Here is a 25,572-nt window from a genome sequence, read left to right as displayed (position 1 = left end):
GACAAATGGGCGTTCTTTAAACCCGCTAGACCAAGGATTAAATTTATTTTCAAGACGATGAGTTAACCATTTTGTGCCTCCGTAGCCGAATGTTGAACCAGCTAATTACTGAACAGCGTTATTAGGCATATGACAAAGGAAAGAAAGATATTTTCATCGGATAAATCAGTAAAAAAGTGGACCATGCTGATACAAAATTGGCGCTCAGCAATGAACTGGTTTATGATCCACTTTGATAGTTGAATAAATGACCACCTACAAATAATACATGGGTTACTTACACAAAGTTATCTACAGGCTCCAATGTAAATACCAATTAAATTAAAATAAGTTCTCCGCATTCATCAAAAGGCGCTTTTATTTTATAATTTCGAGTATACACATTAATAATATGCCTCAAATAATTTTTTAGATCCCAATCAGTAGCCTTAACTGTTTCCTCATTCTCATCATACTGATAAACACGATTAGGAAATTCAGAATTTGTGAGTAAAAAAAAGTACTGTGTATAGCTTTCTACTGAGATAAAAAATGGTTTTTGTGGTAATAAATCATGTCTCTGTATAGAGGCCAAGTCTTGCCTCGATCCTATTTGAAACAAAATATCACCTCTAATTGTTTTTTGTCCTTGATAAAAAACAAGAGGGTCATCACCAAAAAGACCACCACTACAACGCCCTATGCTAGTTAAAAAATCATATAGCTGATCTTTCACTTCGATATCATATAAACGTTCGATTTTTTTTATTTCATCATCAGAATAACCTCGCATATAGCTAACATCGATAGGTAATTCTGGATAAACTGAGTGTAGAAATTCGATTAATTCATGGTTTATCATTTATTTCCTCCCGTAGAGCCTTGATAAATAGTTACATTAAGATTTTTATTATTCTCAGCAAAGTTTTGGCTTGTATAACCACAACCAACACACATTCCTGGATCTCGTTTAGATGTATTTTGTATTGCCATATTCACATCAGCTTCTTTTCCTTTATAAGCATCTTGAATATGGTTAAACAATTTTTGTTCCGCATGATTAAAATTTGTTTTCTTAGCATCAATATCACCAATACTAGTAAAACTATTTTTATCATCCCGTATAACTTTATAGTTTATCCCACCAATATTCACTGTATCTGGTGATTGACCAGACCAAGATTTACCACTCACTGAAAGATAATGCTCTGTTTTACCATTTACAGTTACCGATGCTGTAGCATAACTCACCGCAGCATCCTCTTTTTGGGCGCCTAACTTAAGATATTGTTTTGTTTCCTGCCTAATTACATTTAAGTTCAGTGCAGGATCAGTCACTTGTTTCAAGTCGTGAACTTGATAGTTATTTAACTTATCACCATTAATCTGACTAGGCGTAGTTTTCGGCGGTATTTTTTCATTTGGCTTTGTTGGTGTTACACCTGGCTTTGCCGTCGATGATGTATTACTCCCTTTCGAACGTCCATCAATCAATCCATTTTCATTCATCACAATCACAGCTGCTAAAATACCCGTTAGCTCTTTTAGGTTCTCTGTTTGCGATGAATGATTAGCGATCCTTTTTTCTAATGCAGGCTTGAGTTTAGATATTGAATCTCTAACCATTTCTTGGCATTGCACATTACAATCAGGTAACCCTTCCAATGTTTTCAAGCTATCTAAAGCACTCTTCATCTCATTGGTTGATATTCCCCATCCTTCAGCCTGTGCCTGAAGTTTATTGTCTAGTTTATCAATATCTTGTTGTAACTTTTCTCTCTCTTCTGGTGTTTTTGCATTAGCGAATTCACCAACGAAAGTAATGATTTTTTCAGCATGCAAAAAATTATTCTCAACCACCACTTTCCCGGCTTGGGCGGCATTGGCGACGCCTGCGCTATTATCGCTGATTAAACCGCCGGCAATCCCTGAAGCTAACGTTGCCCATGCACTTATATTCTGCTTTTCAGCCTCGGTAAGTTCTTCGGGGGTTTTGCCATAAAGTGAGTGCGATAAAATACCCACCGTTTCGCCGGTCATTGCCCCAGTGGCTTGTGCCGCCGCATTTTCGCCTTTTGCCAGTGCAAGACCCGCATTGAGTAAACCATGCGCTATCGTGCGCTGAATATCACTTTCAACACGGTTACCTTGGATTTGGTTTTTCACTTCATGGGCAAGATAAGGGGCGGAACCATTGGCAATCGCGGTAACAATGTTGTTACCCATCATACCTTGCGTAAATGCCGTGATAGCTTGGATTGCTCGGTTGTATTTACCGCCCGTACCAAAGTCAGATTGGTTGGTGTGATCCTGTCATACTTGCTGAAAACGGCAGAATTTGTAGCTGGGCAACCGGTGTAGGTCTGTGCATTGACCACAGGCAGTTGATTATCCGGATCATTGAGACAGAGTAGTAGCTAAAAGGAAAATCCCAGCACTTGGACTGGGATCTTAACATCATCTACGTAACTTATATTCTGCAAACCAAGTCCCTACTCCAGCTATTGGACCTGTGATCAAACCTACCCTAAAAGCCTTTTTCACATACTCATAAGAAAAAGTAAACTCTCCACTTACAAACCACCAAATTAGGCATTTGCCAATAAAAAAGAATATTATAATTATTAGAAACATGGCAAGCCCACATATAATGCTCATTATAACCACAAACATTAGTTGTTCATTTTTTGCTCTCATCCATTTTCTCCTTAATCTTTTTAATTTCCTCTTGCATCAGAGCATTTGTTGTTTCAGTTAGACCAGCAGCCCCCATATTTCCCAAAAGACCAGGAACTATGCTCGGTTTCATATCCTTCGAAAGTCCGTATAATCCGTTTATAGCTCCCCCCTGCAATTTAGGGTTGTATTTGGGATCCCAACCTTCTGTTTTCCACAATCTATATTGATTCCATCCATAACTGATAGGCTTACCCGCGAAGCTATACCCCATACTAGAACCAAGACCTGCACTGAACGTATTTGTAAAGATTGCAGAAGGATCATCACCTTTAAATATGCTTAAAGCTCCCCCCATGCCTGCATTCCAAGCAACAGTTCCCCCTAATTTCGTGTACACCGTCATGCTGCCCGTCCCAAAAGCAAACACCACATCCACCGGGTTGACTTCTCCTGTAAACACATATTGAATCCCAGCATTTGCTGTAGCTCCTATTGTTCCGGTTGTAAGCATCATTTTGCCTACTCCATCCCCCAAGAAATATGTTGCCATTCTGCCTGCCCCACCCAATAACGGCGCCATAACTTTGCTTGCTACACCTCCCTGCAATACCTGAAGGGGAGCATCGCCTATAGCCGCATTATCTCTATGGTAACCATACGTATTGACTAGATTATTGGCTTTTTTGAATAGTTTTTCTTCTTCTGTTTGTGTACGCGTCCAGTTCAGAGCACCCAGCCATCCGTCTTGCTCATACACCTGTAGTCTTTCCCGATCCGCCCAAGCATTTTTCGCGTCGGTGCTACCCGCGTATGGGAACCCTTTGTTTGGGATCAGCGATGAGTCTCCCTCTTTTAACAACAAAATGACCAACTGTTCAGCAGTTTCTGTACCGTACAACTGAGTTTTTTCATAGGCATATTGCTGTAATTCCTGCACGAATCGCTGTTGCTGCTCCGGCGTCAGAGACGCAGGATCTTTCCGATATTGATTTAGCAGCTCATCGCTGATTTGGTCACGGACTTCCAGCGCCAGCAACTCACGAACATCCCTCTCCGTATATTTGTTTTCTCGTAACGCCTCACGGCTTTTATCCAATGCCTCACATGAAATATCCCCCAAAAAGTTATTCTCAACCACCACTTTCCCAGCTTGGGCGGCATTGGCAATCACGTATTGTCCATGTGCCTTGTGATACCGCAGATTGGGTAGTGTTTTCAGCGCTGTCACTGTGGTTTTATACTCTCTGTAGCGCTGTAGCGCTGTAGCGAATTTTTTATATTTATAACCTATCAAAAGCTAACGAATATTAAATCTCATAACAATCCAAACGACTGTTCCAACACTGCTACCAATGAAGCCACCTAGTTTGATAGAATTCACCCAATCTAATTGGTTTATACTTTGATCTGTTAAAAGCCATTCTCCTGATAAAGATAAAAAAGAAAAAAATAAACCATATATAAAAATCATAAAAAATAAGGAATATATTGAGAGTTTCATTAATATGCACCTTTATCTAATTCTAAATAATGTTGATCTTCATTGTTATCCTCTTTAACATCCTTATTTTTCATAATATATCATCCTAATAGACTACCACTTAGCTCTAATTCAAATGAACTAGCTACCCCACCTACAATCCCTGGGAGAGGACTTAATTTAAAGCTTTCTGTCATAAAATTTGAATATTTGCACTCCATTCATAGCCGTAGGTAATATTAGAATACTCATATTCTTAACCTGTTCTTCTATATAGCCCAAAGAATATTTTCATTTAAATATAACCAATACTATAAACAGCTCAGTTTTAAATAATTATTTCCAAATACTATATCTACTCGCTATTTAACTCACATTAAACAATTTAATTAGAGGCTTTCGAATCAACTTATTAAAGTCAATTTCGATTATTCATTTCTTTTACGAACGCAGGTAAAAAAACACTCTAAAAAACTTCGTCTAAAGTTGCCTACTTTTAATTATAAACTAACACATCAAAAGCAGGCAAATACACAATATAAATTACAATTTTGGAGTATCTTACTTTAATCTTCGTACCTAAAATCCATATTAATTTTCATTGTTTCCAAATCTAAAGTTACTTCACAGCCTTTCCAAATAGGTAGACCATTAGTTAAATTATTTTCTATATAATAGTTTCTTAATTCAACCAAATAGTGAAGCATCTTTGTATTTGCAACACCACCAGCTGTAAACCATTTTAATAAATTTTCATTATCAATATAATCATATTCATATTCACATGTATTACCTTCCACTGATAAACTAGCCCTCATATTTATCTTTTTAGCACCATTAGGAGCTATATCATATAATAACACACCTATATTATTATATATTTCCTGATCTGTTTTCATTTTTCACCTTTAGGTTCATTAATAAACGTTTTTTCTTTATGAGGTTCATTCCCTTTTTTGTATGTAACGTTAATACTACTTGGTCTATCACCATTTTCTATATATACAGGCTCTATCTTAACACTTATCTCTTTATTATCTTTTAACGATCTTGCCCATATATTCTCCATTTTTTCCATTCAGTACGATTTAAATTAGAATCCATTTACACTATGTTTATTTTTCACCAGACACTAAAAACATGAACAAAAAAATTTTTTATAGAATATAATTAATTTATTATTTAGTCTCTTTTCTGTTCACTAATATTGTTAATTTTTTCTTGGGATTCTATATTAGTCATTTCGGTTGATATCGCTAACTCTATAATGTTTTTTATTTCATTGACTTTAAGTAAATTTGGATTATCTGAATAAAATAAAAAAATTCTACTAAAAAAAAGATAATACTACTGATGAATATAATTATTTAAACAAACGCATCATTTAATATTAAAGTGAAACATTAACCAAAAAGTAATGCCAATCCCCCCACCAAGTAGACTACCAAGCTCCAAGCTATCTATCCAATTAAGCTGATATACGCTCTTATTAGTCAGTAGCCACTCAGACGCTACAAAACCTAACGAACATGTAATAATACAAATAAAAATCAATAAAATTAAGTGGTTAAATGATAGTTTCATTAACGTTTATCCTCTTGATTCACTTTATCACTAGTCATTTTATTACTAATATCATTTTTTTCTATTATTTGATCACTTGTAATATTACTGTTCATCCCTGCTCCACTATATTCCAGAAAACCAGAACCCAAAGCACCTCCTGCAATCCCAGGAAATGGGGGTAATGTAAATTCCTGCGATATATAATTGGAATAAAAAGGTATTTCAGTATACTTTAATGCATAACGGCTTACTGGCATACCAAAATGACGCTTAATCAATTGCTTTTCCCAATAATTAGTGACCCCAAAACCAAGCCCATACCCCAGCGTTGTTCCAAATATAGCTCCAACCACTGCAGCTTCTGAATTTTCGCCTGCTATTTTACTCCCTAAATAAGCACTACCTGCGTTTAATTGAACATTGGAATGTAGATTTCGACCTGTTCCTGTCCAACCGGTAAAGCCTGCTAGCCCAAAGCTTAGATAATCAAATTTATCACCAGTATTACCGTTGTATATTTGTACACCTGCATTTGCACTCATACTCAATCCAGTTCCTATCAGTTTAGCCTCTGCTGAGGCTGCTGAATTAAATAATGCCCTGCCACCTAGGTACAATCCGAAAACATTTTCTGGCTCTCCAACAAAGGAGGCAAATCTGTCCCAGTTATCTGAGTGTTTATTAGCAAATTCAATATCCTGATTATTAATATACAATACAGCATTTCTAACATCTTCATTATCTAAAGAACCATAAAGCCATGTTGGTCTCTCGGCCGCCGAAATTCCTCCATTCAGCTTGAGCCTTTCATAGCCAGCTGTGCATTCTAATGAGTTTCTTTGGCATGCCTTTCTAAATTCTTCTGAATTTTTTCCATGAATTTTGGCATATTTGTCAATGATAGGCTGGCAATTCTCACCAGCTGCTTTACATATTGTCATTTCTTTATCAAACGCACGAGCCTCATCAAAACTCAGATAATTATTCTCAACCACCACTTTCCCGGCTTGGGCGGCATTGGCAACTCCGGCGCTATTATCGCTGATTAAACCGCCGGCAATGCCGGAAGCTAACGTTGCCCATGCACTTATATTCTGCTTTTCAGCCTCGGTAAGTTCTTCGGGGGTTTTGCCATAAAGTGAATGCGATAAAATATCCACCGTTTCGCCGGTCATTGCCCCAGCGGCTTGCACTAAGGCATTCTCACCTTTTGCCAGTGCAAGACCCGCATTGAGTAAACCATGCGCTATCGTGCGCTGAATATCACTTTCAACACGATTGCCTTGAATTTGGTTTTTCACTTCATGGGCAAGATAAGGGGCGGAACCATTTGCAATCGCGGTAACAATGCTATTGCCCATCATACCTTGCGTAAATGCCGTGATAGCTTGAATAGCTCGGGTGTATTTACCGCCCGTGCCAAAGTCAGACTGGTTGGTATAGTCCTGTAAACGTTGTTGGAAAAGGTAATTTTGAACGTCACGCTCAGTGACGTTATCTTTAGTTTCTGAAAGGGCTTGATAGATATCGTCGTAAGTGGTGTCTGAAAGGCGATTTAATGTTGACTCTTCTTTGGCAATATTAGTGCCACGAAGGGTATCAACCGTGGTTGCCAAATCGATAACCTGCGCACCAATTTTGCCCACTAATTGCTGTTTCTGTTGGCGGTTTTGCTCTTTTTCTTTGTCGAAGATTTTATTTAACGTGCTGTGGGCGTTATCGGTGTCTTGGCTTAATTGCGCGATATCTTGCTGTTGATTGTCGCTATCACGTACTGTCCATGTGCCTTGTGATACCGCAGATTGAGTGGTGTTCTCAGCGCTGTCACTATGGTTGCCTGCCATTGCTAAAGCGTGCCCCATATTCGCCAGCATATTGCCTTCAACGCCACCTGAAGTACTTACACCACCAGATTGATGCTCAACTTTATATTCTGCGTAGTTATGGATATCACTAAAGCCTAATGTGCCTGTATCGAGCTGATTATTTTTAGCCTCTGCGGTACTGCTGATCACGGCACCATCAAGTTGGGTATGTTTACCCACGCTAATATCAAACCCTTGATTGCCTGCAAATAAGGCTGATTAAATAACAAGTTAACACGGAACCATGTGGGAATACGGTTCCCCAACATGGCTAAACTAAACAGTTGACTATCTGGTTGAATAAGGAGTGAGTAACGTATAAAAACTTAAGGAGATCTTCGCTTACGCTAAAATATCCTTAGTAATACTATTACTTGCTATACATTCTTGGAAAGTATTCATCAATTTTATCGTTATCCAATACTCTATTGAGAGTAAAATCTACTGTATCAGAAACGGCTATTCCATGACGTAATTCTTCAGGAAAGTCATAGATTGAAGCGTATATCGTTGGTACTAAGTACCTAAAATAATCACCCATTTTAGTTTTTCCAGTAAAACCAACCGGATAATCTTCCCCTTCCATATTACCTTCTATACCGTGATATATAAAAAAGCCTTTTCTAGATGGCATATTAATTTCATTAAGTTCTCCACTCAGATGCCTATTTACCCAATATTCAATATCTTCTCTATGTTTGAAACCTCGATATACAAGAGATGAGTATAAATCAAGAATAGTTTTTCCATTTTTATTTTCAGGATATGTAGTATATTTTTCTGATTCTTCCCACTTAAATTCATTGAGTTCATCTAATAAATTTTCAAAGTTATTAATTGATAAAAGAGAGTTAGGTAACCAGCCCCAACAATTATTAACCATTACAGCTATCTTTCCATTTTTATCCATTGCAAACCAAGTATAAATAGTACCAAAACCGGGTTCCCAATGACTGTTTGATGTATTCATTATTTTATTTCCTTTGGCCATGTGACTTTACAATTATCGCATGTTTCAATAATTATCTTTTCTGAATTTAAATTTCCATTCTTTTGACTAGATGCTTGCCTAAATGCTTTAGGTCTTAATGCATCAGTAAATTTAATATTTTCAGGTTTAGCACCTTGGCGAACCAATGAATCTGCCGCCGATACCTCAGCACATGCACCAACTTTATTTTTACAAAAATGAGTAAACTCACCTATTTCGACTCCTAACTGTTTCTTAATATAATCTACTGTTGTTGGGTGTAGCGAATCTGCAGTAATTTCTTTATTGCTATATCCTACGGCTGTTTTACCTGTTTTAGAATCGTAAGCACCAATCATTGTTGCAATTTTTTCAGCTTGAGTATTAGATTTAAACTTACCTATTTCATTGATAAGTTCTTGATGAGCCTTAGTCGCAAATATTTGTTCTTCTTTAGTTAAATAATCACCAAACTTCGAAGATTCATTTCCTTTCTGACTTACTTCTAAATTCTTTTTCAGAGCATCTTCTATTGCATGTTCACCTTGAGTGATCTTGTCCAGATAGACAACATCATCTAGTGTTGGTTTTTCGGGTAGTGGTGTTTCTGTAAAGTTATCTCTTGGTTTAGGTATCTGGTCACCACCAGTATCCGTCCAAAGCTGATCATGTATTTGGTTACCACCAGTATTATTCTGCCCTTGGTCTGGTATCTGATTACCACCAGTATGTGATGGTATACCAAGTCTGTCACCCCAAGGTTCAGATCCAAATATTAACCTTGCGAGCCCTTTGTCATGAATTATTTGTTCATCAATATAAGCAACCTGTTCCGGTAAAAGGTTCCTCATAGCTTCTATATCACCATTTCTAGCAGCGTTTCCTGCGTCTATGGCTTCTTGAATTTGTGCTGATGTTAAACCAAAATTTACCCCTAATTGCATAAGACTATTTCGACAGGTCACATTTTTCATGCATGATTCGTAACCCTTTTCTAAGCCTTTTATGATTGGCTTAGTAGCACCTATCGCATTATTCTCAACCACCACTTTCCCGGCTTGGGCGGCATTGGCAACTCCGGCGCTATTATCGCTGATTAAACCGCCGGCAATGCCGGAAGCTAACGTTGCCCATGCACTTATATTCTGCTTTTCAGCCTCGGTAAGTTCTTCGGGGGTTTTGCCATAAAGTGAGTGCGATAAAATACCCACCGTTTCGCCGGTCATTGCCCCAGTGGCTTGTGCCGCCGCATTTTCGCCTTTTGCCAGTGCAAGACCCGCATTGAGTAAACCATGCGCTATCGTGCGCTGAATATCACTTTCAACACGGTTACCTTGGATTTGGTTTTTCACTTCATGGGCAAGATAAGGGGCGGAACCATTGGCAATCGCGGTAACAATGTTGTTACCCATCATACCTTGCGTAAATGCCGTGATAGCTTGAATAGCTCGGGTGTTACCGCCCGTACCAAAGTCAGATTGGTTGGTATAGTCCTGTAAACGTTGTTGGAAAAGGTAGTTTTGAATATCACGTTCAGTGACGTTATCTTTAATTTCTGAAAGGGCTTGATAGAAATTGGTCGTAATTTAGATTTGAAAAACTAGCGCCAAAGGATTAGTACTAAATAGCGAACCTCTAACTAACTATTATAGGTAATTAACTGAATGAGTTTAATGTTACCCCCTTCATACGCCAAACCAGATTGTTAATAATCCAGTTGGCTGAAAAATAGGGTAGTCATACAAGACCCAGTGTGACGCTAATTTTTTCTTTGTAAGAATATTAGTGTCTTTTATGTTCAAGATAACTAACTAAGCAAGCTACTATACTAAAGAAAAAACCAAATCCTATTCCCAAGCATATATAATCTATAATATTCTCTTTAGTAAGAGAAAAAAGACTATATTCTATTAAGCAATAAAACATTAATTCTATTAGAGTTTTTATTATTAATAGAATAAAAAAAACCATAAAAGAGAATGCAACCCAAAGTAGAATAAAATATTTAAACAATTTCATTTTTGTTCCTTGTCATTCAATTTTTCTATTTTATCTGTAACTATTTTATTCGCACCTTCAGCACCTAGAGCACCAGCACCACTTCCAACAATACTTGGTACTACTGATACACTCGGTGGAGCTGTCATTGATGGCATTACGACAAATGGGCGTTCTTTAAACCCACTAGAAAGGATTAAATTTATTTTCAAGACGAGGAGTTAACCATTTTGTGCCTCCATAGCCGACTGTTGAACCAGCTAATGCGCCTCCCATTGAGACCCAAGGTGATTGTCCATCAATTAAACTTGAAATACCCGCACCAGTTGTATTGGTTGTGAGCGTTTGTATTGGTTGTGAGCGTTCCCCAATACCCCATTCCTGGTGTTATTCCTGGTGTTAACAAAGAAGAACCAAAGCTTGCATAGCTAAAGCTAGTTTCTGGGTCTTGGTAAATATTATACCCTTGCATGCCTAAATTTGCTGTACCTGTAGTTGTTACACCTATCACACGGCTAGCGACAGTTGTGCTACCTAACCAACTAGAAACATAGGGACTAATTGCCTTACTCATTATTGGTAAGCCTAATGTTGTCGTCGCAACAATAGCTCGTGGAATATTATTCCCTCGCTGTAACTCACTATAATGTTCAATGATAGGATCCAGTTTTTTGATATTAGATTCAGTAATTGATTTACAATGAGCATTACAATTTGCTGATTGAATAAGTAAGATCAATTCATCTTGTTGTTGAACCAAATGTTCTTTAGTGATCCTAGTTTCTATCGCTTTTTTCTGTTGTTCTGCATCAACATTATTTCCTAAGCCAACTAAATGTTTCTTTTCTTCATCCGTAGAAGCAAGATAATACTTTTCAAGCCATGTAATTATTTGTTTGGCTGTTAAATAATTATTCTCAACCACCACTTTCCCAGCTTGGGCGGCATTGGCGACGCCTGCGCTATTATCACCCACTAAACCACCAGCAATGCCTGAAGCTAACGTTGCCCATGCACTTATATTTTGCTTTTCAGTTTCAGTCAGTTCTTCTGGGGTTTTGCCATACAGTGAGTGCGATAAAATGCCCACGGTTTCACCTTTTGCTAATGCAAGGCCGGCATTGAGTAAACCGTGCGCTGAATATAACAGTGAGATACCACAACTCACCTTAAGCGGTAAATAGCTGGCTGAGGAGGAATAATACAGCTAAGGAGAACCCTGAGTGGGACTGGGTCAAAATTATTACACTAGAATGGCATTTTTAACAGTAAACTATCTATAATTTCTTTGTTTTCGGGATGCAACTTTAAATATTTTTCACAAGCCAAGCGAACATAATGATAGAAAGTATTTTCATCAACTATAACAGTATCTTCCTCCGTTGGCGGATAACCTATTGCAATTTCAACGCCTTTAAAATGATCTTCGACATCAAAACTATCCATATCAGGAAAGTGACAATAAGCTCCATCTGTATTTAGTGCCCATTTTTTTGATAAGAGCTCTATTGCCTCTACAAACCTTCCATCTTTATACATTCTATCAAAATATGATATAATGATTGGATTTAAACCAGCATTAACATCAAACCGTTCAAATAATTCTTTTTTCATATAGCACCTCAATTAGGATGAAAATTACGAACTTTACCAGTTGTTTTATCAATGTATATTCTAAAACTGACACCATCAACTGTTGCTGTAGCTTGTCCATCTCTGCTGTTCATTGCTTCTTTGTATCCTTTTGCTGACGCTTTCTGACCTAAGTCTAGTATTCTTTGATCTGAAAAAACTTTAGGATCATAAACTGTTTTTTCAAAGATTTCATTTTTATAGCCCCCATCAAGTTTTCCCGTTCTATCTTTGGTTGGTATTTGATAAGTAATATGAGTAATTCCTTTTACGTCAGTAAGTGTTTCAGACAAAATCTTTATGCTATTATCAGTTACAGCTTTATAAAATGAGTCAGAATTATGACCTCCAGAAATTCCTCTTTTTTGACTAAAACCATCGACTTTAGATACATGACCCGGCAATTTTTCTATATCAAAATTTATACCATTAGGGTAATCTATACGGCCTACTTCTGAGACATCTTTTCCTTTACTACCAGAGACTTGTTTTCCTGGATCTATCTTATTCTGAGACTCTTTATTATCCTGCTCTGGTGTTGGCTTTTTATTATTCTCATTACCCCTAATCGCCGTCGTTCTAACTGTTATCCCTGAATCTTTAGAGGGTCCTGACATACCAATACTATCAAAACCTTCCTTGCTTCCTAAAGCAACTCTTGCCCCAAAAGTCGCTGAATTGAAAATACTTTGGGCGCTTTGTTCATTTTCATTTTTTACGAAATTAACCAGTTGCCGTCTATCTTCTGCACTTAAAGAATCAAGCCAAGCAATCCATTTTAACGCATCTGCTTGGTCAATTCCGGTTTTTGTACTTTCCCATGAAGCAATCGTCTCAGGAATTTTTCCCTCTTTACCCTCTGCTATTGCTTCTTGTCTACGCCTTTCACTGATTTCACGATATTTTGCATAAATTATTTCTTTATCTGAACCCGTTTTGCTCGCTTCTATCAGCGCTTGCCTCATATCGAGCACATCTTTATTAGTCAGATAATTATTCTCAACCACCACTTTCCCGGCTTGGGCGGCATTGGCGACACCGGCGCTATTATCGCTGATTAAACCTCCTGCAATGCCGGAAGCTAACGTTGCCCATGCACTTATATTCTGCTTTTCAGCCTCGGTCAGTTCCTCTGGCGTTTTGCCATAAAGTGAGTGCGATAAAATACCCACCGTTTCACCGGTCATCGCACCAGCGGCTTGTGCTGCCGCATTTTCACCTTTTGCCAGTGCAAGACCCGCATTGAGTAAACTATGCGCTATCGTGCGCTGAATATCACTTTCAACACGGTTACCTTGGATTTGGTTTTTCACTTCATGGGCAAGATAAGGGGCGGAACCATTGGCAATCGCGGTAACAATGTTGTTACCCATTATACCTTGCGTAAATGCCGTGACTGCTTGAATAGCTCGGGTATATTTACCGCCCGTGCCAAAGTCAGACTGGTTGGTGTAATCTTGTAAACGTTGTTGGAAGAGGTAATTTTGAACATCACGTTCAGTAACGTTATCTTTAGTTTCAGAAAGGGCTTGGTAAATATTGTCGTAAGCCGTATCAGAAAGATTGTCGAGTCTTGAATCTTCTTTCGCTTGATGAGTACCACGAATGGTATCAACCGTGGTTGCCAAATCGATAACCTGTGCACCAATATCACCCACTAATTGCTGTTTCTGTTGGCGGTTTTGCTCTTTTTCTTTGTCGAAAATTTTATTTAACGTGCTGTGGGCGTTGTCGGTATCTTGGCTTAATTGCGCGATATCTTGCTGTTGATTGTCGCTATCACGTATTGTCCATGTGCCTTGTGATACCGCAGATTGAGTGGTGTTCTCAGCGCTGTCACTATGGTTGCCTGCCATTGCTAAAGCGTGCCCCATATTCGCCAGCATATTGCCTTCAACGCCACCTGAAGTACTTACACCACCAGATTGATGCTCAACTTTATATTCTGCGTAGTTATGGATATCACTAAAGCCTAATGTGCCTGTATCGAGCTGATTATTTTTAGCCTCTGCGGTACTGCTGATCACGGCACCATCAAGTTGGGTATGTTTACCCACGCTAATATCAAACCCTTGATTACCTGCAAATAAGCCCGTTTGTTCTTCCACTGAACGGTATTTGCTGTCCATTTTATCGCGACTAAACGAAATATTTGCCGAGCCACCCGGTGTGCCCATTACATTGACACTACCACCGGCACTTTCACTCGATTGCTTCGATTTGTAATCATCAATCGCTTGCTGGCTTTCAAGATGTAAATCACCGCCCACCTTAGCAATAACTTTATCGCCTTGCGCTTGCGCGCCTTTTAAGGTCGTATCTTGACCACTTTGTAATGTGAGCGTTTGCCCTGCATTTAATGTGCTATTGGTGTAATAGGTGTGATCACCCTCTTCAAATCCTTTCGCTCGGCTACCATTAGCATTAATATTTACCCCGATGCCACCCGAGCCCACCGTTACACCTACACCAATGGAAGCGCTTTTGCTGCTGTTTTTGCTGTCTATCGTCTCTTGGTTTTGTGCTGATTGTAATGTGATATCACGCGTAGCATTTAAGGTAAGATCACCTCCCGCCTGTAGCTCACTGCCTGTAATGGTGATATCGCCTTGCTCTTTTCCTATTGCCGTAATAGAGAGGTTTTCACCTGCACTTAAGCTACTGCTTTGAGCAATGTCTTGTTGCTGTATACGCTCAGATTCAGAGGTGCTTTTACCATAAGCAACATTAGCACCAATCAACGTTGTGCTTTCATTATCAGTGCCTGATTGGGCATTATCTAACGCCACTGCACCTGCTGCCTGAGCACCAGAAAGCCCCGCCTTAATGCCTTGAAGTGTGCTAATTTGGCTATCATCAGTTTCTTTAGATGCCTTGTAACTTGAAATAGCGCCATTAATTGCACTTCCTGCGGTACCACTTAGTGCGACGGTAAAACCACTTTGCTTAGTTTTGGTTTTACTTAGCTCGGTGTAACTGTTTTCAGATGAACGAATATCAACGGAGTCCCCTGTAAGAGATATTTCCTTTTTGGCAATTACTTCACTGCCATCCATGGTGAGATTATTCCCTGAACTGATGCGAATATTGCCATCAGTACTGCCGATTACACCGCCTTTATAGGTAATAGCATCACTACTATTCAGCTGTTCAAATGTGGATTTCCCGACAGTAAAGCCAATGCCACCTGTCCCCCCAATGCCCGATTTTTTAATTTTTTCTTCATAAGATTGGAAAGCAAGCTCTTGTGCGGTAGTCAGCGATAATTGATTACCCGCATCAAGATTTATATCTTGTGTCGCAATAATCTCGCTACCCTGTGCCATTAAATCATTGCCCGCAGAAATAGAGATTTCATTTCCTTTTAACTGCGTTCCTGTTGCTTGTTTATTATGAATTTCAGCATGTGTAGTGCGAGTTTCCGAAGAACCAAACGATTTATCTTTCGCCACACTGTGTGCGATTTGGTCAATAGAGGAATAACCACTTTTCAATGAAATATCATTACCGGCAGTTAATCCTAGCGAACCTGTAGCTTGAATATCTGTGGCAGTAAGATGAATATCTTCGCCCGATGTTATTGAGATATCACCTGCATAAAGATGAGTTCCAATCTCCTCTTCGGTAGTTTTATGCAGATAATTATTACTATCCCAATCAATATTCTCTTGGCGACGCGTATTAATAGTGCCTAATTCAATATTTTTACCTGCGGTTAACGCCAATTGACTGTTATCACCATTCGCTAGAATATCTGTTGCGGTTAACGCTAAATTACGCGTTGCTTTTAATGCAATCTCACCCTCTGGCTCTGTTAAATAAATAGCCGCACCACGGTTTAGCCATTGGTCGGTACTATTACCCGATACGGTTGCTGTACTAATAATGTCATTACCCGCTTGCAGATTAATACGGTTTTGTCCTGCAATTTGTCCACCTTCATTTTTAATATCTTGCAACGCCAGTAAATCTACCGTTTGCCCTTTAATTAGCCCTTGGTTAATTAAATTATCGGTTGAAGCTTGTAATCCTGTTTTACTTAAAATCGTACCTTCATTTTTTAACTCAGGAATATTATTTAAAATAACTTCACTACCTGAAAGTAATGCACCACTGTTTTGTAAATCACCCGGTAGAACACGCGCATAAACTTGAGGCACTAATATTTTTTCAACGGAGCCATTAGGTAATGTAATATCTCTACGGGTTAATAGCACCATATCCGTTGTGATCATTGCCATCTGTTCAGCCGTTAATGTCACACCCGGTTTAATGCCGAACTCTTCACTAAAACGAATACCTGCATCCATTAAGGCATGATATTGCTGTTCGTTATCATTATGCCCATCAAGATATTGATTACCAGTCAGCTGAATAATTTGATCACGGACTATGCGTTGTTCATAGAAACCATCACCAATACGTTTATGCGTATTATTGTGATCAACAGATAATGCATTTTGCATATAATCTGAGCTTAACCACTCTCTTTTATTGGTAAAACGAGAGTCTGTTTCAACAATATATTGACTATCGGTTCCTTTGTTTAAAGTAAATAAACGGTTTTCAGGAAGCTTTAATATAGGCGCTACGGTCTGAATTTTAACTTCTATGGTTTTCTCTTCCGTTGGCTTTTCTAACTGAGGAACGGTAATCACTTTACCAATCGGAAATTCAGGTTGTTTTTCTGCCCGTTTTACTTCTGGTAATACACTATCCGGTTGCGTAATCGCAGTTTGTTCAGCGTTAAATATTGAAACGGTGTCACCACTTTCTAATACAATTTCGGTCGATTGATTACCTTTAATCGCATCATCAAGTTTTGTCGTAGTTATTTTATTAAAGAGAGCAAGATCACTTTGGTCTGTTAATAAACCCTCTTTATATTTTGTTAATGATAGAGAGTCCCCCAAATCATAATCTGTTTTTTCAGGCATAATAGCGGTTAGCTCCTCAGTATCAACATCGACTTGATTATGATGAGCAATTAACTGACCAAATTTTCGGGTAGTGAATACTTTTATTTCACTCCGTTCACTTAATTCAGGGCGTTTATCTGAGGTGAGATCAGTATTTTCTTTATATTCAAGTGATCCTAATGATAAGGATTTAACTACTTCAAAGGGACCATAATCACTACTTGACGTTGAACTGCTTTTCTTCTTACGACCCGTTTTACGTTTACCCGGTCTTTTATGCTTTATTGCTGTACCTTCATGGTATTCAATACGCTGACCTGCGGTTTCCTGATTATTAATATGCATACCATCAATAATCAATTTGCCACCTGCAATAATATGGCTATCAATATTGTTTAAATTATCACCTTTTAACGTGATATCTTTACCCGCCAATATTAATGCCGGATCACGATGTAATAATTTTGACTCTTCTGTAATTATCTTATATTTAAACTCATAGAAGTCTTTATATTGATGACCATTAATATTTAATAAATGTTCACGCGTATTGATGTTGTACCAAATTCGCTCATCATCAGAATCAAATTTATCACCACTATGATCGACACCAAATTGATACATTGGTACTTCAGATACTTTTTCGGGATCACTGATTTTTAAATAGAGGTCACGGTTATTAATTTCTGAAACATGAGCATATAAATTTCCACTCGCTTCAATTGATGCGCTTTCATTATTTAATACATTAGCAGCAACACTTTCTGGTCGATTCTCTGTTTCAAAACCCGCAATAGCCATATCGCCACCACTGTAAATAAGGGCGTGATTACGGTTATTTATTGTATTACTAAATAGTTGTAGATTTTCACGAGAAGCTAATACCGGGGCAAGATCTTCAAGCTGTGCATAATTATCAAATTGCTGGCTTTTTAGCTGGATATTATCACCATAAATGCGCCCACCCGCTTGGTTATAAATAGTATGAGCAACTAATGTGAGTGTGCCACCAAAAGCATCAATCAATCCTGTATTTTGCAGTTGTTCTGAAATAGTTAATGTCAACTGCTTTGCACTCATTTCGCCGTTACGTTTTTCATTATCATCGATACTTCTTTTGCTGCGAGTCGTCACCAAATCATCACTTTCTACTGGTGCTACTGATCCACTGTTATTTAAGTTCGTCGCTTGAAGTGAAAGCCTCTCACCCGCATAAATAAATCCAGCATTATGAATTTCATCCTCTGAAGAAAGTGTTAAAGAGTTCTGCGCTTTAATTTTGGCATCTTGTTCTAACTTAAAGGCGGTTTTTAATTGAATTTCACTATCACCAGCCGAAATAATTTCGCCATTACCACTCAGCTTTTCAGCCCATAAACGAAGCTGTTGTGTCGCGGCTAATAGCCCCTTTTTATTATCAATAGCTAATTTGTTTTCGCTTTTACCTTCAATGACCAACATTGCAGCAGATATCAAGCCATGTTGATTATTCAGGTTTTCAGTAGGAATTAATTTGAGTTGCTCACTGGCTTGAATAACACCTTGATGATTAAGCAAATCGTTTACTGCAATATGAATATTATTTGCTTTTAATCCTAGGTTTTCATCGTCTGTTTGCTGATTATCAAGCCGTTGAGCCGTTACAGTGAGTTGTTCTTGAGATTGGATCTGACCTATCTGGTTATTTAATTCCTGACTTAGCGTGATTTCGGTATTGTTACCCGCAAGAATAACGCCTTGTTGGTTATCAATACGCTTACCGTTGATCAGTAAGTTATTAGCTGATAATAGTGTTCCTTGCTGATTATCTAACTCACTTTGATTTAACTGAATATTCAGTTTGTCAGTTGCCTGAATATGCCCTTTTTGGTTATTAAGCCCTGCAACATTAAGTTGAGTTTCAGTCGCACCAATAACTTTGCCATTTAAATTGATCAGATCATTTTGTCTGGTATTTAACTTAAGTTGGCTATCTGATTGCAATAAACCATCGGTATTAACCAATTCTTGAGAATGGATATTTAACGCTTTTCTGGCGTATAGAGTGCCTTGATTATTCTGTAACTTACCGCTGTTAATAGTGACCGCATTAAGCGCAGTTATTTTCCCTTGCTGGTTATCAATATCGCCACTGTTTAATAAAATCGCACCAGAAGATACAAGCGTCCCTTCACGATTAATAAGTGGTGTATTGGAGTGGCTAATCGTTAATAAATCGCCAGAAGAAATTTTTCCTTGATAGTTATTTAACTGTTCTGTTTGTAGGTCTGCTTTTTGCCCCACCGTTATTAGCCCTTGCTGATTATTTAATTTTTCAGGGCTAATTAATTTCAGCATACCAGCGACAGAAATTAATCCATTTTGGTTGTCTAGTTGCTTAACCGTTGCGTTCAGATTATGTTGAGTAATAATGCCTGCAGTCGCTTTGTTATCCGTATTCGTTAACTTACCATCGGCATTAATGGTGAGCGCTTTAACCGCGTAAATTAGCCCTTTCGCATTATTTATATTATTGGCATTAATGGTTAATTGATGGCTATTACTGGCAATGCTCCCTTGTCTATTATCAAGATCGGTCACATTAATCGTTGCTTGCTTATTGGTGGTTATTTTTCCTGTTTGATTAACCAGTTGTCCACTATAAATAGTCAGGTTAGCTAATGCACTTATTAGTCCATTTTGGTTATTAATATTTTGTTTCTGTGTGTTAATAACGACATTTTGACTCGCACTAATCACACCTTTTTTATTATCAATTTCAGCTGATTTTAAATTTAACCCACCCTGTTTGCTGCCTAATTGTGCTTGGTGATTAATCAATTTTGCACTAGAAATATTTAAGTCGTCATCAGAAATAATGCGCCCTTGAGTATTATTAAGCTCACCACTTTTTAGATCTAATTTTCCTTGGCTAATAATACCACCCGATAGCGTCTGATTATTATTTAACGCATAGCCTTGTGTATCTAAAGTGAAATTATCTGCTGAATAAAGTGTGCCTTGCTGGTTATCTAATGTTTGAGTCGTTAACTTAAAGCCGTTTGCCTGACTAATAACTTCGCCACCACGGTTGCGCATCCCTAAGTTATTAAGCAATAAAGATTTAGCAGAAAAGATATAGCCAGATTGATTATTTAAGTTACCTGTCACAAGGTTTAATACCCCATGACTAATAATCCCGGCTTGAGACAACGTGTTGCTATTATCTAATTGATTATTTTTCGTTGTGATATCTAATTGTGTTTTTGCCTTAATAAGACCATTTTGGTTATTAATAGCACCACTTTCGATTAATACCCGCTCTTCTATGCTACCAATCTTACCTTTCTTATTATTAATATCTTCAACAAACAGTGACTGTTTAGCCGTTGACGTGATTTTACCTTCAAGGTTATCAATATTACCGGCGTTAATTTCTAATTCGCCTTTACTTATAATACCGCCACTTGTTGCTGTATCAGTATTATCAATGCGCTGTTTGTCAGTATTAATATTTAATGCTGTATTCGCCGTGATAAGACCTGCATGATTTAACAATTCATGGCTGGCAATAATTAACTTGCCTGTTTGGCTTGCCAATACACCTTGCGTATTATCTAGTCGCTGTCTGTTGGTATTAATCTTTAATTCTGTTTTGGCTGTAATTAATCCTGATTGATTAAGTAACTGAGCGCTTTCTATTGCCAGTTTTCCAGCTTGGCTTGCTAGTGTGCCTTGGTGATTATTAATTTCACCTAATGTTAGCTTATTTTCTTGTTTCGCAATAATGCGACCTTGCTGATTATTTAATGACTTGGCTGTTATTTCGATATCACTATGACTTATCACACCAAGATCATCTAACGTATTGTTATTACTAAACTGATCAGATAGCTCTATTTGCAGTTTTTCTGATGAATAAATCAACCCTTCATCATTATCAAGTTCACTGCCTTCTAATACTAAATTTTGCTTAAGGCTTGCCAGTTTGCCTTGTTGGTTATTTAACTGATTGAAGGTAATTTTGCTACCATTCTCAGCCGTTAAATTCCCTTCATTGTTGTTAATATCACCGGCATTAAGAATTAGATTAGCTTTGGTTAAAATACCCCCCATATTTTTGCTGTTACTATTATCAATAACATTCCCGTAGGTATTAATTACCATCTCTTTTAGGGAGTAAATTAACCCGGAAATATTTTTGATTGAGGCTGAATCAATAGAAATTGTGCCATTATCAGCGGAAATAACCCCCTTATTATTAACGATTTGTTGCTGATACGTGTTGATTATTGCATTGTCTTTTGCAATTAACTGACCATCTTGATTATTGAGTGCGCCACTATCTATGGTGATGTTTTTTTGGCTAACAATTCCGCCACTTTTCAAGGTTTGTGAGTTATCGATAGCATATTTATTTGAATCTAATTGCAGAGAACCTTGAGCAGAAATAACGCCTCTACGGTTGTCAATTTGATGTGTATTTAAAGTCAGTGATGACTTCTCACTTCCTAAACGACCTTGATAGTTAATTAAATCGCCATAAGATAAAACACTCGCACTATTGCGCGCAATTATTTTACCGAGCGAGTTATCTAATTTTGCTTTAATTTCAATGAATAATGCATCTTGGCTAGTGATTTTTCCTTTAGTATTATTTAACTCACTCTCCATTATAAGTGTCATTAATTTATTAGAGACAAGTGATCCTTGCGTATTATTTAGTGCTTTTTTTACCTCAATTTCTAACGTCTCATGACCACTTATTTCTCCTTGAGTATTGTTTAATTCGCCATTAGTTAAAATATTAACTGAAGCATTACTAATCAACTTTCCTTTGGTGTTATCTAATTCACCCGTTGTAATATTGAGTGCATTTTTACTCAATATTTGACTATTGGTTTTAGTACTTTGGTTACTTAAACGCTCACCTTGTGTATTAATGGTGATATTATTGGCACTTATTGAGCCATTATCATTAACCAGTTGTTTCGTCGTAAGTGATAAATCGCTGTTTAGACTGCCTAATATGCCTTGTTGATTGATTACGTTGCCACTTTTAACAGTTAACTGATCAGCAGAAATAATACGACCTTGTGTGCTATCAATATCCCCACTATGAATAGTTAATGTTCCTTTTGCTTCTATCCCCTTATTACCATCAATCGTTTGACGATTAATCAGGTTATCACGTAAAGTTAATTGTAATTGTTGAGGAGAAAACAGATGCCCTTGGCTATTATTTAGCGATATTCCTTTTAATGTTAAATTCGCTAATTCACTCAGAATTTGGCCCGATTGGTTAGTCACCGTGTTAGTTTGTAAGTCAACTTGTTGCTTTGCTAGAATTTGTCCTTGTTGATTATCAAGATCACCACTGTGAATATTTAATCCACCTTGACTAACTATTCCGCCACTTTTTTGTGTTTCACTGTTGGTTATTTTTTGCTGGTGGCTATCAATAATGAGATCTTTACCGGTAATAATCAGCCCAGCGTGATTATTTATCGCACCTGTTTTTAACGTTGCATGATCAGATAATATTAATTGACCAAGTTGGTTGATAAAACCCGCTTTGGCTGTATTTAATTGCAATTGACTCGCACTAATCTCACCTTGGCTATTATCTAATGATCCCGTATTCAGTAGTAAGTTTTGTGTTGCCTGAATACCTTGATCTTTTTGTGTATTACGATTAATTAGCTGCTGGTTATTTGAGTTAATAGTGATATTAAATGCCTGTATTAACCCTGATGTATTATTCCATCCTTGCGTATTAGCCGTAAAATCGCCTAGTGTAACGATTTTACCCTGTTGGCTATTAACCGTTTTACTTCGCAGATCAAGACTATTTTTAGCATTGATAATCCCTTGGCTATTGTTAATGTCACCAACGTCTAGATGCAATTCTCCTCGACTAATAATACCGCCAGATTGATGCGTATTTTGGTTATTTAACTCGCCGTCTTGTGTTGTTAACCACAAAGATTTTTCTGATTGAATAACCCCTTGGCTGTTATCAACGTTATTTGCCGTTAATCGTAGTTTGTCTTGTGAAACAATTACACCTTGTTGGTTATCTGCATTTCCCGTTAAAGTGATATTTAACTCATTAGCGCCAATTTCACCTTTAGCGTTATTTAATGTACTCGCTTTTATTTCACTATTGCTTTTACTGACAATTTTCCCAGCCGTGTTATCAAGCTTATTGTTCAGGATGAGAACAATGGTTTTATCAGCATTAATATTGCCTTGCTGGTTAGTTAATATATTGGTATTAAGTTTAAGAGTGTCAGTGGATATCAATACGCCTTTATTGTTAGTCATGGTTTCTTTGGCGGTTATATCTAGGCGACTTTGATTTAAGGCTCTCACTTTACCTTGTGTATTATCTATCTCTTGGGCATTGAGTGTTAATGCACCTTGCGTTTGAATATTACCACGTTGGTTACTGAGTGTTTTTTCTACGTTAATCGATGTAAGTTCAGTACCCGTTTGCTTTAAATTAGCGTCATTATGGTTAAGATTAACGGCACTAATTTCTATTTTTTTCGCTTGGGTTGTGGCTTTTTCTAAATCTAAATTTTGCCCTTGCAAAGCAAGCTGCCCCGTTGTTAATAAGGAACCTTCTTTACCTAATAGCATTTCGGTTTTTAGGGTGATAGCACCTTGTTGGGGGAGTGATATTGTGCCTTGTTGATTATTAAGCACTGTTGTTTTAATCATTAATTGGCGACCAAGACTTTGAATATCACCTTGTTGATTATTCAGCTTTTGATGATTTAAAGAGAAGTTTCCAGCAGTATTAATTTCACCTTCTTGGTTATTAAATACAACAGAATTGAGTTTTAAATCATAACGACCTGATTGGCTTAATTTACCTTCACGATTATCAATAAGGTTAGGCGCAATAAGTTGAAGCTTATCACCGCTGATCTCGCCTTTATGATTAATAATGTCTGTTTTGGCATTAAGCATTACCGTATTGGCATTAACTTGAGCAAGCTCTGTTTTAATTTGCCCTACTGATGCCGTAATTTGTAGATCTTTACTTTGCGTTTGGCTGTTTGAAATATTGACATTTTTAGCCGTCAGCTTAATTTTATCGCCACTTAAATGCTGACCTGCAGAAATAATATCATCCGCTATATTCAATGTTAGCGATGCCGAATTAACTGCATTACCGCTATTATCGACACCTGCACCTAGTTGGCTCTTTTGTGTTGCCAAATAACCTTTAGCATCAATTTGAATATTCTCTTGAGCGACTATTTTGCCTGATGCGGTTTGAGAAATGTTTTCTGTTGTTTTTAGCTGAATATTATTTTTAGCTTGTAGCGTGCCACTATTAACAAGATCACCAGAGGTATTTAACGCTAGGTTTTTATCGCCTGCAATGACACCTTGGTTATTTACACTTGCCGTATTAATTTGTAATTGTGTTTTAGACTGAATGAGCCCCGTATTTATTAGCTGTCCATTTTCATTGAGTGTTAACCCTCCAATATCTGCGCCTATTTCCCCTGCATTGCGTACACCAACACCATGTTCTGTACCAACCAATTTAATTTTGTTGGCATACATACCACCAACCAGTGCCACATCAATGGCATAATCATTTTGTTTAGCTGCCGAGTTGTCTTGGCTAATCACATTGCCATCGTTATCTAAGGTATTCTTACCCGTCGTAATTTCTAATTTATTGGCTTGAATGCGTGAATTGACTTCTACGGCGCGCGCTAAGATACGCGTGTAATCACTACCAGTGTCATTTAATCCATTTTCTGAAATAACAATTTTACCATTGTTAATTTCATATCCGGTTATTGCACCTTCTTGTGTTAACGCATTTCCGGCAACGAGTGTGGTGTTAACCGCATTAATAAACCCACATCCTTGGCAACTAATTCCTGCTGGGTTGGCAATAATAATTTCAGCTCGTTTGCCAGCAACTTCAATAAAACCATTAAGCTGGCTCGGATTTTGGCTATTAATTTCATTTAAAATAACGTTAGCTTCACCATTAACAAGCCAAGGGTTGCCCGTTACCATGCCCGCTAATTGAGTTTGCGTATCTTGTAGACTGTTATTAAGGATCGCGCCTTTATTATCAATATCAAATTGCGTAAATTGGTTACGTGATACACCATGTTGATTGGGTTGTTGAATATTAACTTGAGCTAAACCATTGCTTGTTTGCAATACTGTGGCTTGTTGATTTTGAGGAGCTTGTTGATCAGCAATAATCTGGCTCGCTTGTGCTGAAAAACTCACTAATCCCTGCATCACTAATAGAATAAAGGCGACACTATTAAGTGAAGTACGGATAGATGAGGCAAAAAGGCTATTTCGCTTATTGCTTTCGCCACAAGATTTCGTTAATTCAGAAACGACAACCATTAATTGTCGAGTACGATTATAAATAACGCGATAACATAATTTATTCATGTGTGAGATCCTTGCCAAAAAGACAATATAAATTTCATTTAATTATTATTTTTTATT

The 25,572-nt window shown here is 37.6% G+C and carries 14 protein-coding genes and 1 pseudogene; 1 reads left to right on the top strand and 14 read right to left on the bottom strand.

What is annotated here, in order from left to right:
- Positions 1-108 precede the first annotated feature (108 nt).
- Positions 109-243 (top strand): annotated as a pseudogene (locus ABN256_RS16520) (IS256 family transposase); the annotation flags it as partial.
- A gap of 73 nt (positions 244-316) precedes the next feature.
- On the opposite strand, the gene ABN256_RS16515 reads toward ABN256_RS16520, so the two are convergent.
- The 14 genes from ABN256_RS16515 to ABN256_RS16450 all read right to left on the bottom strand — a co-directional run bounded on the left by ABN256_RS16515 (position 317) and on the right by ABN256_RS16450 (position 25,515).
- Positions 317-841 (bottom strand): hypothetical protein, encoded by a 525-nt coding sequence (locus tag ABN256_RS16515; RefSeq protein ID WP_231619313.1) that lies wholly within the window; start codon positions 839-841, stop codon positions 317-319.
- Positions 838-2,208, bottom strand: a complete 1,371-nt coding sequence (locus ABN256_RS16510; RefSeq protein ID WP_349439769.1) for a VENN motif pre-toxin domain-containing protein — start codon at positions 2,206-2,208, stop codon at positions 838-840. Before ABN256_RS16510 ends, ABN256_RS16515 begins: the two co-directional genes overlap by 4 nt.
- Before the next feature lie 228 nt (positions 2,209-2,436).
- Positions 2,437-2,676: a hypothetical protein gene (locus ABN256_RS16505; RefSeq protein WP_072069916.1), complete on the bottom strand. Its 240-nt coding sequence runs from the start codon at positions 2,674-2,676 to the stop codon at positions 2,437-2,439.
- Positions 2,660-3,886 (bottom strand): hypothetical protein, encoded by a 1,227-nt coding sequence (locus tag ABN256_RS16500; protein ID WP_349439768.1) that lies wholly within the window; start codon positions 3,884-3,886, stop codon positions 2,660-2,662. The genes ABN256_RS16505 and ABN256_RS16500 overlap by 17 nt, the downstream gene beginning before the upstream one ends.
- Positions 3,887-3,955: 69 nt before the next feature.
- The gene (locus ABN256_RS16495) at positions 3,956-4,159 is read right to left on the bottom strand and encodes a hypothetical protein (RefSeq protein ID WP_349439767.1); all 204 of its coding nucleotides are present in this window, start codon (positions 4,157-4,159) and stop codon (positions 3,956-3,958) included.
- A gap of 545 nt (positions 4,160-4,704) precedes the next feature.
- The gene (locus ABN256_RS16490; protein ID WP_349439766.1) at positions 4,705-5,037 is read right to left on the bottom strand and encodes a hypothetical protein; all 333 of its coding nucleotides are present in this window, start codon (positions 5,035-5,037) and stop codon (positions 4,705-4,707) included.
- The gene (locus tag ABN256_RS16485) at positions 5,034-5,207 is read right to left on the bottom strand and encodes a DNA/RNA non-specific endonuclease (protein WP_349439765.1); all 174 of its coding nucleotides are present in this window, start codon (positions 5,205-5,207) and stop codon (positions 5,034-5,036) included. The genes ABN256_RS16490 and ABN256_RS16485 overlap by 4 nt, the downstream gene beginning before the upstream one ends.
- Positions 5,208-5,721: 514 nt before the next feature.
- Positions 5,722-7,749 (bottom strand): VENN motif pre-toxin domain-containing protein, encoded by a 2,028-nt coding sequence (locus ABN256_RS16480; protein WP_349439764.1) that lies wholly within the window; start codon positions 7,747-7,749, stop codon positions 5,722-5,724.
- A gap of 190 nt (positions 7,750-7,939) precedes the next feature.
- Positions 7,940-8,539 carry a hypothetical protein gene (locus ABN256_RS16475; RefSeq protein WP_196553278.1) on the bottom strand — a complete coding sequence of 200 codons (600 nt, stop codon included), beginning with the start codon at positions 8,537-8,539 and terminating at the stop codon, positions 7,940-7,942.
- The gene (locus tag ABN256_RS16470; RefSeq protein ID WP_349439763.1) at positions 8,539-9,954 is read right to left on the bottom strand and encodes a VENN motif pre-toxin domain-containing protein; all 1,416 of its coding nucleotides are present in this window, start codon (positions 9,952-9,954) and stop codon (positions 8,539-8,541) included. Before ABN256_RS16470 ends, ABN256_RS16475 begins: the two co-directional genes overlap by 1 nt.
- A 600-nt stretch (positions 9,955-10,554) precedes the next feature.
- Positions 10,555-10,695 (bottom strand): hypothetical protein, encoded by a 141-nt coding sequence (locus tag ABN256_RS16465; protein ID WP_349439762.1) that lies wholly within the window; start codon positions 10,693-10,695, stop codon positions 10,555-10,557.
- 140 nt (positions 10,696-10,835) lie between these two features.
- Positions 10,836-11,705, bottom strand: a complete 870-nt coding sequence (locus ABN256_RS16460) for a VENN motif pre-toxin domain-containing protein (RefSeq protein WP_349439761.1) — start codon at positions 11,703-11,705, stop codon at positions 10,836-10,838.
- Between the two features lie 80 nt (positions 11,706-11,785).
- The gene (gene cdiI / locus ABN256_RS16455) at positions 11,786-12,151 is read right to left on the bottom strand and encodes a ribonuclease toxin immunity protein CdiI (RefSeq protein WP_164526147.1); all 366 of its coding nucleotides are present in this window, start codon (positions 12,149-12,151) and stop codon (positions 11,786-11,788) included.
- An 8-nt stretch (positions 12,152-12,159) separates the two neighbouring features.
- Positions 12,160-25,515, bottom strand: coding sequence for a hemagglutinin repeat-containing protein (locus tag ABN256_RS16450; protein WP_349439760.1), 13,356 nt, complete (start codon positions 25,513-25,515; stop codon positions 12,160-12,162).
- Positions 25,516-25,572 lie beyond the last annotated feature (57 nt).

This window comes from Proteus sp. fly-1008 (assembly GCF_040140305.1).
GTDB lineage: Bacteria > Pseudomonadota > Gammaproteobacteria > Enterobacterales > Enterobacteriaceae > Proteus > Proteus vulgaris_B.
Note: the sequence above shows the minus strand (reverse complement) of the source record. Positions and strands in the feature narration are given on the sequence as shown.